General features: G+C 24.7%; 9 protein-coding genes and 1 tRNA gene. 2 read left to right on the forward strand and 8 right to left on the reverse strand.

Going from position 1 to position 13,784, the window contains the following annotated elements; all coding sequences use genetic code 11:
- Positions 1–356: 356 nt before the first annotated feature.
- Both MBFIL_RS08220 and cutA read left to right on the forward strand, forming a co-directional pair.
- A complete protein-coding gene (locus tag MBFIL_RS08220) occupies positions 357–1,736 on the forward strand; it encodes a glutamate--cysteine ligase family protein (RefSeq protein ID WP_066973428.1) in 1,380 nt (459 codons plus the stop codon).
- A 167-nt stretch (positions 1,737–1,903) separates the two neighbouring features.
- Entirely contained in the window at positions 1,904–2,227 is a 324-nt protein-coding gene (cutA, locus tag MBFIL_RS08225) for a divalent-cation tolerance protein CutA (RefSeq protein ID WP_066973431.1), read from the forward strand.
- A 429-nt stretch (positions 2,228–2,656) separates the two neighbouring features.
- Here the strand turns inward: cutA and glyA are convergent, their stop codons facing one another.
- The 8 genes from glyA to MBFIL_RS08265 all read right to left on the reverse strand — a co-directional run bounded on the left by glyA (position 2,657) and on the right by MBFIL_RS08265 (position 13,348).
- Positions 2,657–3,922 carry a serine hydroxymethyltransferase gene (gene glyA, locus MBFIL_RS08230; protein ID WP_066973433.1) on the reverse strand — a complete coding sequence of 422 codons (1,266 nt, stop codon included), beginning with the start codon at positions 3,920–3,922 and terminating at the stop codon, positions 2,657–2,659.
- 663 nt (positions 3,923–4,585) lie between these two features.
- Complete coding sequence (locus tag MBFIL_RS08235; RefSeq protein WP_066973435.1) at positions 4,586–6,169, reverse strand: ATP-binding protein; 1,584 nt, start codon at positions 6,167–6,169, stop codon at positions 4,586–4,588.
- Between the two features lie 104 nt (positions 6,170–6,273).
- Positions 6,274–7,857, reverse strand: coding sequence for an AAA family ATPase (locus MBFIL_RS08240; RefSeq protein ID WP_066973438.1), 1,584 nt, complete (start codon positions 7,855–7,857; stop codon positions 6,274–6,276).
- A gap of 455 nt (positions 7,858–8,312) precedes the next feature.
- Positions 8,313–8,387, reverse strand: a tRNA-Arg gene (locus MBFIL_RS08245).
- 561 nt (positions 8,388–8,948) lie between these two features.
- Positions 8,949–9,431: a hypothetical protein gene (locus MBFIL_RS08250; RefSeq protein WP_066973439.1), complete on the reverse strand. Its 483-nt coding sequence runs from the start codon at positions 9,429–9,431 to the stop codon at positions 8,949–8,951.
- A gap of 588 nt (positions 9,432–10,019) precedes the next feature.
- Positions 10,020–11,207 carry a CDP-glycerol glycerophosphotransferase family protein gene (locus MBFIL_RS08255; protein ID WP_066973442.1) on the reverse strand — a complete coding sequence of 396 codons (1,188 nt, stop codon included), beginning with the start codon at positions 11,205–11,207 and terminating at the stop codon, positions 10,020–10,022.
- Between the two features lie 80 nt (positions 11,208–11,287).
- Positions 11,288–12,472, reverse strand: coding sequence for a CDP-glycerol glycerophosphotransferase family protein (locus MBFIL_RS08260; RefSeq protein WP_084266361.1), 1,185 nt, complete (start codon positions 12,470–12,472; stop codon positions 11,288–11,290).
- Positions 12,473–12,616: 144 nt separating this feature from the next.
- Entirely contained in the window at positions 12,617–13,348 is a 732-nt protein-coding gene (locus MBFIL_RS08265) for a phosphocholine cytidylyltransferase family protein (RefSeq protein WP_066973444.1), read from the reverse strand.
- Between the last annotated feature and the right edge of the window lie 436 nt (positions 13,349–13,784).

The following is a 13,784-nucleotide window of genomic DNA, read 5'->3' on the forward strand; positions in this document are numbered from 1 at the left end:
TACCAAGACACCTGAAAAAAATATACAAGACAGAACAAGGAATAACAACCTATTTAGATCTTCAAAGAATAAAATGGGAGCAAGAAAGAGGAAAAATTATCTCAACCATGAAGTTTTTGACATAGCCAAAAAATTTAGTTATAATATTGTTTGTTTGTAATTATGGGTATAATTATTAATTAGAATTTCATTATTGTTGATATTTAAAGTATAAATTTAGACGTTGATTTCGAAAAAAATAACAAAATCAGCGTTAATAATTTGAATATCTGGGAAGTTTTTGCAAAATTTTATAGTTTTTTTTATAGTTTTTGCGAAATTAATATATTAAATTAAAAGCTACAAGGAATTTAAAAATGAATAGAGAAGAAGTTAAAAAACTTATCTATGAAAGATTTATTGAACCTACAAAATCCAAAAGAGAGGTTTTTGCAGGGGTGGAAATTGAGTTACCAATTATTAATTTAAGCAAGGATCCTGTGAATTTTGAAGTAATTCATAATCTTACTAAACTATTTAAAGATAAATTTGATTTTAAGCAAACAGCTATTGATGAAAATCAGAATATCTGTGCCCTTGAAGATCCTATAACTAAAGATGTTTATACTTATGATTGTTCATACAACAACATTGAATTTTCTTTTGGAAAAGAAAAGAATTTATACATGGTAAAAGAACGTTTTGATGAATATTGTGCATTTATTCAAGAAGTATTAATACAAGAGAACCATATAATAACTGGTTTTGGTGTTAATCCTTACAGAAACTACAATAATCTTGTACCAGTACCAAATGGAAGATACAGAATGTTATATCGTCACCTCTGTACATACCCCAACTTCACAAATGAAAAAAAATTCCATAGTGCCCCAGAATTTGGTATGTTTACTAGTGCTTCACAAGTACAATTCGACATTAACTATAAGGATCTAATATCAACAATAAATGCATTTTCTAAATTAGAACCAATAAAAGCCATACTATTTTCCAACTCAGTTTTAAATGGTGAAAACGCAGAATTAGCATGTAGTAGAGACATGCTTTGGGAAGACAGTATGCAAGGTTATACTGATGAAAATGTAGGAATGTTTGATCCATTACCTCAAAGCATAGAGGAACTTTTAGATTACATGCTCAATATGAGCATATACTGTACAGAGCAAGATGGTAAATACATCAATTTCGCTCCAATCCCAATAGCTAACTATTTTAACCAAGAAGAAATCATTGGAGACTATTATGAAAATGGCAAATACCATAAGATACAATTCAAACCAAAATTAGAAGATTTTGAATATTTTAGAACCTTTAAATTTGAAGATTTAACATTTAGAGGAACAATAGAATTTAGAAGTGTCTGTGCACAACCAATAAGAGAAAGTATGAGTGTTGCTGCATTTCATTTAGGTTTAATAAATCAGACAGACAAAATCAACGAAATTTTAGACAATGACACAGTAATTTTTAATCAAGGATATTCTTTAAATGAATTACGTAAAATCTTTGTAAAAACAACTATTCCATCTTTTATAGATAAAGAAGATTTAAAAAGTCTTTTAACAGCTATTTTAGATTTAGCATCAGAGGAATTAAAAAATAAAGGAAATAATGAAGAAAAACTGATAAAACCTCTTTACAAAAGAGTTGAATTATTAGAAAACCCAGCTCAAAAATTAATAAAACACCTTGATGAAGGCAGGGATTTAGAAGAATTAATTTTAGACTTTTCAAGATAATTTAACACTGATTTTGAAAAAAATAAAAAATTTTTCAAAATCTCATATATACACTTAAATCAGTTTTATAGATTTAAAATGATTTTACAAAATTTTTTAGTTTAAAAATCGAAGATTTTTCGTTATTTTGCGAAATCAACATCTAAATATTACAAAAGATGAGTAAAATGATAAGCCTAATCTACACTACAACATCAAATAAAGAAGAAGCAGAAAGCATTGGAAAAACAATTGTAAAAGAACGACTTGGAGGATGTTCAAATATAATAAACAATATAGATTCAATATATTGGTGGGAAAACAACATTGAAAAGGACAAGGAAACAATATTACTAATTAAAACATTAGAAGAAAATGTGGAAAAAGTAATAAATAGAATAAAAGAAATTCATAGCTATGAAAACCCATGTATTCTTGCAATTCCTATTTCAAATGTTTCAGATAGCTATTTAAAATGGCTAAAAGAAGAAGTTGAAATTAAAGATAAATGAAAATAAATAAAAAGATGTTGTGACACATAGGAAGAGTGAAAAATTTTTATTATTTTTATTAAATTTAGTATTAATTTAGTTTTATTTAATTTTTCTGTTTTGTGTGAAAAAATAACTTCCAATGAAAACAGGAGTGTTATATTGCCAATATTATATTATAGTTATTTCTATTTTATTATAATTAACAATAGATACTTTAACATTATGTAAATTACATTCTTTTAATTTAATATTTATATGAAAAGTAGCTAAATCATCAGTAAGTATTAAAAAATAAGTATTAAAAAAACTAGAGTTAAATAGAATTAAATATGTTTTAATTAATAAATCCTTAGTTAAATACTCTTATTTAAGAAGTAAAAGATAATGAAAAAATAAGAAATGAAAAATAGAGATTTAAAAAATTATTTTATAGATGAGTAATTGAAATTAAAGCTTAAGAGGATAAGCATCGTCTTCTGTAAATCCATAATGGATCTTTGTATAGTTGTTCATGAAGGCAGTTACTTCATCTTTAAGATTTTTATCATCAATAGCTACTTTTTTAATGTATTCTGCTACTTCATCCATTTCAGATTCTTTCATTCCTCTTCTTGTGATTTCTTGAGTACCTACTCTTATACCTGATGGATCATCAGAATGATTAACATTGTCCCATGGGAGAAGATTTTTATTTAGGATAATATTGTTAGATTCTAATGTTTTAGCAAGTATTGCTGCCCTTCCAACATTTGATACATCCATTACTACTTGATGAGACTCAGTGAATCCTAAATCTTCACATAAGACATTGAATCCTCTCTCATGTAATCCTTGAGCAAGTGCTTTTGCATTTTTTATTATTTGTTTAGAGTAAGCTTCACCAAATTCTAGCATTTCAGCAGTAGCTATTCCAAGACCTGCTACATGATGTAGGTGATGATTACTAACAACACCAGGAAAAACTGCTTCGTCTATTTTATCAGCATACTCCTTTTTTGAAAGTATTATTCCGCCTTGTGGACCAGGAAATGTTTTATGAGTACTTCCAACAAGTAAATCTGCTCCTTCTTTAAGTGGATCTTGAAATGTCTTACCAGCTATTAAACCTAGAACATGGGCCCCATCATACATCACTTTTGCACCTATCTCATCCGCTGCTTCTTTCGCTTCTTTAACTGGATGAGGGAAAAGGAATACACTTCCACCAAGTAAAACTATCTTTGGTTTAATTTCTAATATTTTCTTATTCATTGCATCAATATCAATATTCATTATACTAGTGTCAAATGGATGAGGATGTAGTTTTAATCCTCTAATTCCAGCAGCACTTACATCAGCGTGACTAATATGGCCCCCAACAGGAACTTTTAGTGCCATTATAGAGTCCCCTGGTTTTGCAAATGCAAAGAAACTTGCTAGATTTGCTACAACACCTGATGTTGGTTGTACATTAGCATGTTCTGCATTAAATAGCTTTTTTGAAAGTTTTATTGTTAATCCTTCAATACTATCAATGTATTTACATCCTTCATATAATCTCTGACCACATTTTCCTTCAGCATATCTATGAGCTAAATCTGAATCTACAGCTTCAGTTACTTGTGAACTTGTGATATTTTCACTTGCAATAAGATTAATACTGTTTTTCATCCACACAGTATGTTCTTCTATTAAATTTTCAATTTTATTAATGTTATCTAGATTTTCAGACATTTATTCCACCTTAAGACTAGAATTTAATGGATTTAATTAAAATAATCATAATGACAGCTTTTGAATAAAATTAGTCTTACAACTAGCAATTTATTATAAATATTATATAAGCGAATATGATAGCTATTTTGCTATCAATATTAAATATAAACATAAACACCTAATTCTTTAATTAAACTATTAATTATCCTACTTTAATATATCTTAGTTTATCTTAATTAATATACTTATAATTCATTTTGAAAAATTAGAATTAAAATTAGAAAAATAGCTATTTAACTAAAATAAAGATTTAAACAGCCAAATAGTTAAAATTCTTGTAAATAAATTAATAAAAATAAAAAGAAATACTTAAAAATTTTTAAGCTATTATCCATTAATTTTACATTGCCTAATCTTAATTACAAAATTTTCTAATGTTTTTAATAAAATCATAGTATTACTTAATTATGATTTAATAATAAAATTTATAAATAATTAATAATATTAATATATCATAGAGTAATACTTAATAAAAATATAATTATAAGTAATACTAAAAAATTATTATATAAATCATTGAAATTACAAAATTAAGAGGAAACTTACTTATGACAATGAAAAAAGAGATCCTTAATGAAAAATACGATATTAAAAAGAGAATAATGGAAGAATTAGAAAATTTCAGAAGGTTAACTCTTCTAAACCTGTATAAACCTCTTTTCCTGCAAATGCAAAGGCTACCATTATTATTCTTTTATTCGGATATTTTTCATAGTACTTTTTATCTTTTATTTGATTTACTCCAGTGTCTAGCATAGTTTTATAGGGTATTATAGGCTCATTTTTAGTTTCTTTCATCTTTGAAAACTTACATTCCCCTATAATTACAGTATTTTCTTTTTCTAATATCATTACATCCATTAATCCCAGATTTGTTTGTATTTCCCCTTCACTTTTAAATCCCAAACCATTTAGCCATGCTATGAATATAGATTGATAATAATACTCTTGATTTATGTGAATTCTACTTGGGATATGTGTTAAAAACTCTTTTATTATTTTTTGGAAATTTTCATTATCAAGTTCCTCCATAGATTTTATAAGTTTAGATTTTATATTTTCGCCTTGGAGAGTCACAAAATTCAAATCTATTAAATAATCAAGCATAGAATTTTCAACTTCAAAATTAGGAGACTGTAACTTGTAATATATAACATCATTAATAATTTTCTTTTCAGAAACTGTCAAATATCCTGTTTCAAAGAAAATAGCTATTGGATCAATATGTTCATAGGTAAAAGGATCCAATCTTGAGTTCTTAATTAAAATAGGATTTAATACTTCACTATAATCATCTGCTTCCTTTAAAAAATCAACTAATGATTTAGGAGTTCCAGTTTTAAACCAATAGTTATTAAACTCACCATAGTACAAAAGCTCAATAGTAGAGTATGGAGAATAAACCCTGTTCTTTCCATCCCATGAATAACCATCATACCAGTAATTAATCTTCTCTATTGTTTCACTATAGCTTAAACCTAAATTATCTCCTAAATTAACAATGTGCTCTTTAAAATAATATTCCAATTCATCATAAGTATATCCACAAATACAAGAATACTTTTCATCCAATGTTAAATCAGTTGTACTATTTAAAGTAGAGAAAATTGAAGTGTTTGCAAATTTAGAAACGCCTGTAATAAATATAAATTCAATATACTGATCATTTGTTTTTAAAACATTGTAAAAACTTCTTAAAATAGCTTGAATATCTTCTAAAAGATTATTATTACCTAAATTCTCAGTGATGGGTCTATCATACTCGTCAATCAAAATAACAACTTTTCTACCAGTTTTTTTATAAATTTCAATAATTAAATTAGTAAATTTATTAGTTAATGTTTCACTATAAGTCTCCACTGAAAAGTCTCTAGCTACTCTATTAATAAAATCATTTAAAGAGCTTTTTAGAAGTTCTAGTGTTTCATATTCTCCTCCACTAAAATCTAATTTAATAACTGGATGTGTTTTATTAAAATCCCATTTATTATAAATATATAAACCTTTAAACAGCTCTTCATTTCCTTCATAAAGCTCTTTAAAAGTATTTATTAATAATGATTTTCCAAATCTACGAGGTCTTGAAAGGAAGTTAATATCACTTTCATTAATTAGTTTGTATATGTATTTTGTCTTATCCACATACAAATAATCTTTTTCCCTAATTACTCTAAAATCCTGCCTTCCAAGTGGTAAATTTTGCATTTAAAATCCTCAGATCCTATTTAATTATATTATATATTATTTCATTGTTAAAAGATATTTTATAGATTAAAAAATCAGTGAAATAAAATGTATTACTCCTAATTTCAGAATGTTAACTCTTCTAAATCCGTGTAAACCTCTTTTCCTGCAAATGCAAAGGTTACCATTATTATTCTTTTATTTGGATACTTTTCATAGTACTTTTTATCTTTTATTTGATTTATTCCAGTGTCTAACATAGTTTTATATGGTATTATAGGCTCATTCTTATTTTCTTTCATCTTTGAAAACTTACATTCACCTATAATTACAGTATTTTCTTTTTCTAATATCATTACATCCATTAATCCCAGATTTGTTTGTATTTCCCCTTCACTTTTAAATCCCAATCCATTTAGCCATGCTATGAATATAGATTGATAATAATACTCTTGATCTATGTGAATTCTACTTGGAATATGTGTTAAAAACTCTTTTATTATTTTTTGGAAGTTCTCATTATCTATTTGACCCATATATTCTATTAACTTAACTTTTATATTTTCGTCTTGGCGAATCACAAAATTCAAATCTATTAAATAATCAAGCATAGAATTTTCAACTTCAAAATTAGGAGACTGTAACTTGTAATATATAACATCATTAATAATTTTCTTTTCAGAAACTGTTAAATATCCTGTTTCAAAGAAAATAGCTATGGGATCAATATGTTCATAGGTAAAAGGATCCAATCTTGAGTTCTTAATTAAAATAGGATTTAATACTTCACTATAATCATCTGCTTCCTTTAAAAAATCAACTAATGATTTAGGAGTTCCAGTTTTAAACCAGTAGTTATTAAACTCACCATAGTACAAAAGTTCAATAGTAGAGTATGGAGAATAGACCTTGTTCTTTCCATCCCAAGAATAACCATCATACCAGTAATTAATCTTCTTTATCGTTTCATTATAACTTAAACCTAACTTATTCCCTAAATTAATAATGTGCTCTTTAAAATAATCTTCCAATTCATCATAAGTATATCCACAAATACAAGAATACTTTTCATCTAATGTTAAATCAGTTGTACTATTTAAAGTAGAGAAAATTGAAGTGTTGCAAATTTTAAAAACACCTGTAATAAATATAAATTCAATATACTGGTCATTTGTTTTTAAAACATTGTAAAAACTTCTTAAAATAGCTTGAATATCTTCCAAAAGATTATTATCACCTAAATTTTCAGTGATAGCTCTATCATACTCATCAACTAAAACAACCAATTTTTTTCCAGTTTTTTTGTAGATCTTTTTAATTAATTCCCCAAATTTTCTACTTATAGTTCTTTTTTTAAGTTCCACATCATAATCTTCAGCGCAGCTATCTAAAAAATCATCTAATGTGAGCTTTAATTTAACCAATGATTCATATTCACCTTCTCCAAAATCTAATTTAATAACTGGATGTGTTTTATTAAAATCCCATTTATTATAAATATATAAACCTTTAAACAGCTCTTCATTTCCTTCATAAAGTTCTTTAAAAGTATTTATTAATAATGATTTTCCAAATCTACGAGGTCTTGAAAGGAAGTTAATATCACTTTCATTAATTAGTTTGTATATGTATTTTGTCTTATCCACATACAAATAATCTTTTTCCCTAATTACTCTAAAATCCTGCCTTCCAAGTGGTAAATTTTGCATTTAAAATCCTCATGCCAAATATATTATATTATATGTTTTTCATTATTAATAAAAATTTCCAAATAATTTAATTCAATTAAAACATTCATAGATTTATTGAATTATTTAATATTATGATTTAAATTTCAATTTGTGTATAAACTTTGAAATAATAATAATAATAATAATACATGAACAACCAAAAAATTGTTCCCAATCCATTAATTATGATTTTAGGATATTTTAATAAAAGTATAGTATTAATTATTTAAATTTAGTAATAAAATTATAATAATCAATAATATTAATATATTATAAAGTAATAATTAATAAAAATATAATTATAAATAATACTAAAATTATTATGTAAATTATTTAAAACTACAAAATCAAGAATAATTTTTACTGTGGAAAAATAGAAATTTATCATTAGGAAAAAAAATAGAATGTATTTATTTTAAAAATAAAAGAAAATACGGACCTGGAGGGATTTGAACCCTCGACCTATGGATTAGAAGTCCATCGCCCTATCCAGCCTAGGCCACAGGCCCTTAAGAACTAATGTAATATATACTTTATTATAGTTTTTAATAAACTATTTTTTATTTAATTTAATACTATTTAAATATATATTTTATTTAATACTATTTAAAATATTATTTTTTTTAATTAAAATATATGTCAAAATTAGTAGATTAGCACTGCAATCAATACAATCTTATATTGCATTGTTTTAGTATATATATCTATCTATTTTAAAAGAAGATATTATTTATTACATGATTTTAAAGGACAATTAAAGTTTTTCTATATAATAATATATAATAATCATAGCTATGATAATTTTAATAGTTCAATATAAGATTATTTAATTATTAATAGCTTTCTAAAATATCATTTTTATAGCTATTATCAAAGATCATGATGACTTTAGTGAATTATATGAAAATTTAGTTGCCTGAGAATCCCAGTTAACAAAGTTAATGACAAGAAATAGAATAATCAGTGTAAAAAGTATATACTACAAATTTTTTATAAAATAAGTAAAATAATAAAAATAATTAAAAAAAATGCTTAAAAGTGAATATAGGAATAAATATTCCTATTTAAGTCTATGCTCGACCTGTTTTTTTAGTTTTAGGGTCAACACTCATGGTATCAACTTTTGTTCCATTCTCATCAAGGACTGGAACAAACCATAAATGTGAGGCTTTATCCCATGACGGTGTTCCTGCATGGAAACCATGTTCTTTTTCTTTACCATTAACAATGTTTTTTGCTTCACTAATACTCATTCCATCATGAGTACTTGCACTAGTTCCATTACCAGAACTTCCACTACCAGATGCCCCATTGCCACTGCCTGTTGTAGTTACACCTTCACTACCACTACCATCATTTGAAGATTGAGTATCGTTTGTTCCAACACCATTATCAGCAGATCCTGTGTCTAAACTATCAGAGCTAGAGTCAGGACTATAGCCATCTAAACTTGAAAAAATATTATTATCTGGATTTGTTATCCCATAAGCTGTAACTGCTGCAGCAATAGCTAGTACAATAATAATTGAAATTATAATATTCAGATTTTTCATTAATTTTACCTCATTGTAAATTTAATAGTTATGTACAATTTATTAACACTAATAAATTTAATTTATTCACTTTTTCCTATATTTTATTATAAATCATTTGTTAAGCCATATAATATAAATTAATATTCAGACACTGATTTCGCAAAATATCTCATAGGCACTTAAATTGAGATTATCACTGGGCAGGATTTTGAAAAAATTTTTTATTTTTTCGAAATCAACATCTGAAAATCAACATCTAAATATGATGCTACATGCTGAATATATATTTACATGTAAGTTATATATAATGATTTTTATTAAATCTCATATTTAATAATGTATTTTCAATTTGTATTATTTGAGTGTGAATAATTTTCATGCTAATAAAAGCATTCCTTAGTTGAATTACTTATTTTTTGAAATAGCTTTTGATCAAACTTTTTCTAAAAGTTTGTTTCATGTTAATAAAAACATTATTATGCTTAAAATGCTTTATTTTTGGAAATAACTTTTGATCAAACTTTTATTTCTGGAGGAAATTTAGAGAAATCTTTGATTTCTCGTTTTTAAAAGTTTGAAATGTTTGTTCTTATTCTTACTATTTTCTTAATCTTCAATTAATAGCTGATATAACTTTTCCCCTACTTGCCCATTTGAGTTTTTCATATATTTATTTCTAAATTCTTCTATTTTATGAGAAATATTAGTATTTTCAATTTCTTCAGCTATTTCTTTAGTATTTATAAAAGATTTCCCAGGTATAAAATCTATATAATCAAAATAAAATCCTCTTGAATACAATTCAAAGTCTTTTAAGTCATAAGGATAAAAAACCATCTTCTTATTTAGCAAGGAATATTCAAAGACTATTGAAGAATAATCAGTTATTAAGGAATTAGACACTAACATTAATGTGTTTAAGCTTTTATAGTTTGAAACATTATATATTCTTTTATTATAGCTATTATCTATATTTAAATCATCTAAAGAAAAGTTTTTAGATATGTGAGGATGTAATTTCAGTAGCAAAACCCAATCCTCATTTAAATAATTTAATAAATTAAAAATATCAATATTTAATTGTTTATTTCCAGATAAATCCATACTTTCATTATTTTGAGAAGGTTTAATTGAATTTACATATGTTTCATCTCTAAATGTTGGAGCATATAGAATAATTTTCTTATTTTTAAGTTCTGGATAGCTATTATAAAATTCTTTTTTAGCATTATTTCTGAATTTATTATTTAAGAGTAAATCTGTTCTTGATGATCCAATTGAAAATATATTCTCTTCTTCCATTCCAAAAGCTGATTTAAATATATGTACCATTTCATTAGAACCTATAATTAAATGAGTGTTTTTTGAGGATGATTTTTCAGCTAATTTTTTAATTAATCCTTCTTCACTGTCTAATGCAAACTTCTTAATTGAGCCACTGCTATGCCACAGTTGAACTACTTTAACTCCTTTTTTAAATTTAGTGTATGCAAAAGGTAGAAAAATATTGTCCATTAATATTATTTTGCTTGTTGCAGCATTATAAGGAATTTTTATAAAAAAGTTAAGCAATTTTTTAGGTAGTGATTTATTTAATTTAAATTCATAATCTTCTTTTACTAATGTTTTAATAGCTATTTTAGGATCTTTTGATTTAAAATAATTAAAAGTATAAGCAATATTTCCTTCATCAGTTTCATCATGGGTCATTATAGCTAGAATTTTATTTTTAGTCTTTAAAAGATAGAATATGTAATAAACAATGTTAAATAAATAATATCCTATTCTTTTCATAATTACTCATCTCACATAATCACTATAATTACAGTTTCAAATTCGATTCTGAATTATTGCAGTTTAAATTAAATTCTAAGCTATTTTAGTTGTAAGATATTTTCTACAATTCTTTTTGATACATTACCATCATCATAGCTATTATATTTTTTAATGAAATTAGAATATTTATTTTGATATTTTAAAAAATATTCTTCTGTATTAAATGATTTAATATAATTTACAATCTCTTCATTTGTTTCAAGTATTGGTCCTGGAGCTTCTTCATATATATTGAAATAAAAATCCCTTAAATTATTCTTATAAAACTCTAGATCGTATGTATAAAAAATCATAGGTTTTTTTAGCAGACTATAATCAAACATAACAGATGAATAGTCTGTTATTAAAATATCTGATATTAAATATAGCTCTTGTATATCTGTTTTTTCATCAGCTATTATTACAAAATCTGAATCATAATGATCCTTATTTTCTCTAACTAAATAATGATACTTAACTATAATCATGTAATCTTGATTTAATTCTTTTTTAAGAATATCAAAGTCTAGTTCAGTTGAAAATTTATATATTCCTTCACTATGGAACTTATTATCTCTCCATGTTGGAGCATACAATATTATTTTCTTATTTTTTGGAATATTTAACTTATTTTTTATATTAAGAATATTTTCTTCATTATTATCATTTATAAGTACGTCATTTCGAGGATATCCTATTTCTAACATTTTTCCTTTGAAATTAAATGCTCTTTTAAATATACTTGAAGAATAATCATTTTGAGAAATTAAATAATCCAAAATTTTAGTGTTTTTTTCAAATTCCTGTTTATATTCTTCAATATCAGTTTTCCCCCCCATATTAACAATATTCATATCGAGTCCTAACTTTTTCAAAGGAGTTCCATGCCATGTTTGAATATATTTACATTGATCCTTTTTAATGAGATATTCTGGATGTCTTGCATCAAATATCCAAAACTTACTTATTATTGAATAATAAAGATATTTTAATCTGGTTCTTCTTACTTTAATAGGATTTCCAGGTATTTCTTCACTTACATCTTCAAGAGACCATATTAATTTAAGATTTTCTGTATTACAGTTATTAATGATATATTCATAAATGTATTTAGGGTTTCCAGTGTAATTTCGACCATTACCACTTTCAAATATAATAACATTCCCTTTAGTTTGCAATAAGTAGAAAAATAAATGGTATATGAAGATTACAAGCTTTCGGATTACCTTTTTTATATTTGACATTTTATCAAGAACTATAATTTTAATTAAGAAAAATTGTCTAAAATCGTGTTAACTTATAATACTTATATTAGTATTAAAATTATTGTTATTATTAAAATTAATATTATTAATATTACTGTTAGTATCAATAATTAGTATTATTAATTAAAATGTTTTCAAATCAAATTCTTTCACAAGTTGTTGTGCTTGTTCCCAATCATCATGGTCATCAATTTCAGTCCATTGACGACCATCCGTTAGTACGAAATCAATTTTAGAGTTTTCACTTAATTCTTTATAAGCAAAATCATAATAGTTTTGAGGATCTTCTTCTATTAATTTTAGTAATATTCCATTAAATGAATTTAAATCATTTTTAACAACTTTTGAAAGACCTATAAATTCTCCAAATGATTCTTCTATATTTAAATTCTTTCCAATAGCTTTAATTATGTTATTCTCAATAATTATCTTAAATGATTCTTCATTTAATTTTTTATAATTATCAATTACCATTGTAGAATTTTTAGATTCTACAATATCCCTGATTATCTTAGGATCCACAACATTATCTCCATTAACTAAAATAAAATCCTCATTAAGGTCTTTACTTGCTAAGTATGTTGAACAAGAAGTGTTAGTAGTGTCATATTCTTTATTTTCCACTATTTCAATTGATATATTGTATTTATCTTCAAGTATTTTAGAATGTTCAATTACCTTATCTTTAAAATGACCTACTACAAAAATGAAGCTCTCAATTCCATTATCATTGAAATTTTTTACTAGTCTTTCTATAATAGTAATATTATCTATTTTTAACAGTGTTTTAGGAATATTTTCAGTAAGTGGACGTAGACGAGTTCCTGTTCCAGCAGATAGTATAATAGCTTTCATTTTTTCACTTCTTATTTTAATTATTTTATAAGTTCAATTATTGTTCATTAGGTAAATTTTTATTAATTTAATAATATTATTATAGAAAATTAAATAATACTAAATATTATTTTTAAACTTCTCGTATTTAGCTATATATAATCATTTAAATTAAATTAGGAAATGTTCCAACATTCAAAGGTAAATCTTTCATAATAATCAATTGTCTGCTATTTAAAGTTTAAAATATCAATAAAATTAAATGTTTAAAAGTTTGATTAAGCTAATATTATGAATTTAATGATTAATATATATTTTCCTGTGAGTTTATTGGCTGTGCAATAATTATTTTTTGATTCTTTTTAGTTATGCTTAGTTTTAAATATTATGGGGTGTAATATATTATTAGTGTTTTTTAGTTTTTGTTGAGTTGGTGTTTATGGTTTTGCATGAAGAT

The sequence above is a fragment of the Methanobrevibacter filiformis genome (genome assembly GCF_001639265.1).
GTDB classification, from domain to species: domain Archaea; phylum Methanobacteriota; class Methanobacteria; order Methanobacteriales; family Methanobacteriaceae; genus Methanacia; species Methanacia filiformis.

Bases quoted from the DNA above. Each gene is read 5' to 3' on its own strand.
- MBFIL_RS08220 (WP_066973428.1), top strand. From the start codon at position 357: ATGAATAGAGAAGAAGTTAAAAAACTTATCTATGAAAGATTTATTGAA.
- cutA (WP_066973431.1), top strand. From the start codon at position 1,904: ATGATAAGCCTAATCTACACTACAACATCAAATAAAGAAGAAGCAGAA.
- glyA (WP_066973433.1), bottom strand. From the start codon at position 3,922: ATGTCTGAAAATCTAGATAACATTAATAAAATTGAAAATTTAATAGAA.
- MBFIL_RS08235 (WP_066973435.1), bottom strand. From the start codon at position 6,169: ATGCAAAATTTACCACTTGGAAGGCAGGATTTTAGAGTAATTAGGGAA.
- MBFIL_RS08240 (WP_066973438.1), bottom strand. From the start codon at position 7,857: ATGCAAAATTTACCACTTGGAAGGCAGGATTTTAGAGTAATTAGGGAA.
- MBFIL_RS08250 (WP_066973439.1), bottom strand. From the start codon at position 9,431: ATGAAAAATCTGAATATTATAATTTCAATTATTATTGTACTAGCTATT.
- MBFIL_RS08255 (WP_066973442.1), bottom strand. From the start codon at position 11,207: ATGAAAAGAATAGGATATTATTTATTTAACATTGTTTATTACATATTC.
- MBFIL_RS08260 (WP_084266361.1), bottom strand. From the start codon at position 12,472: ATGTCAAATATAAAAAAGGTAATCCGAAAGCTTGTAATCTTCATATAC.
- MBFIL_RS08265 (WP_066973444.1), bottom strand. From the start codon at position 13,348: ATGAAAGCTATTATACTATCTGCTGGAACAGGAACTCGTCTACGTCCA.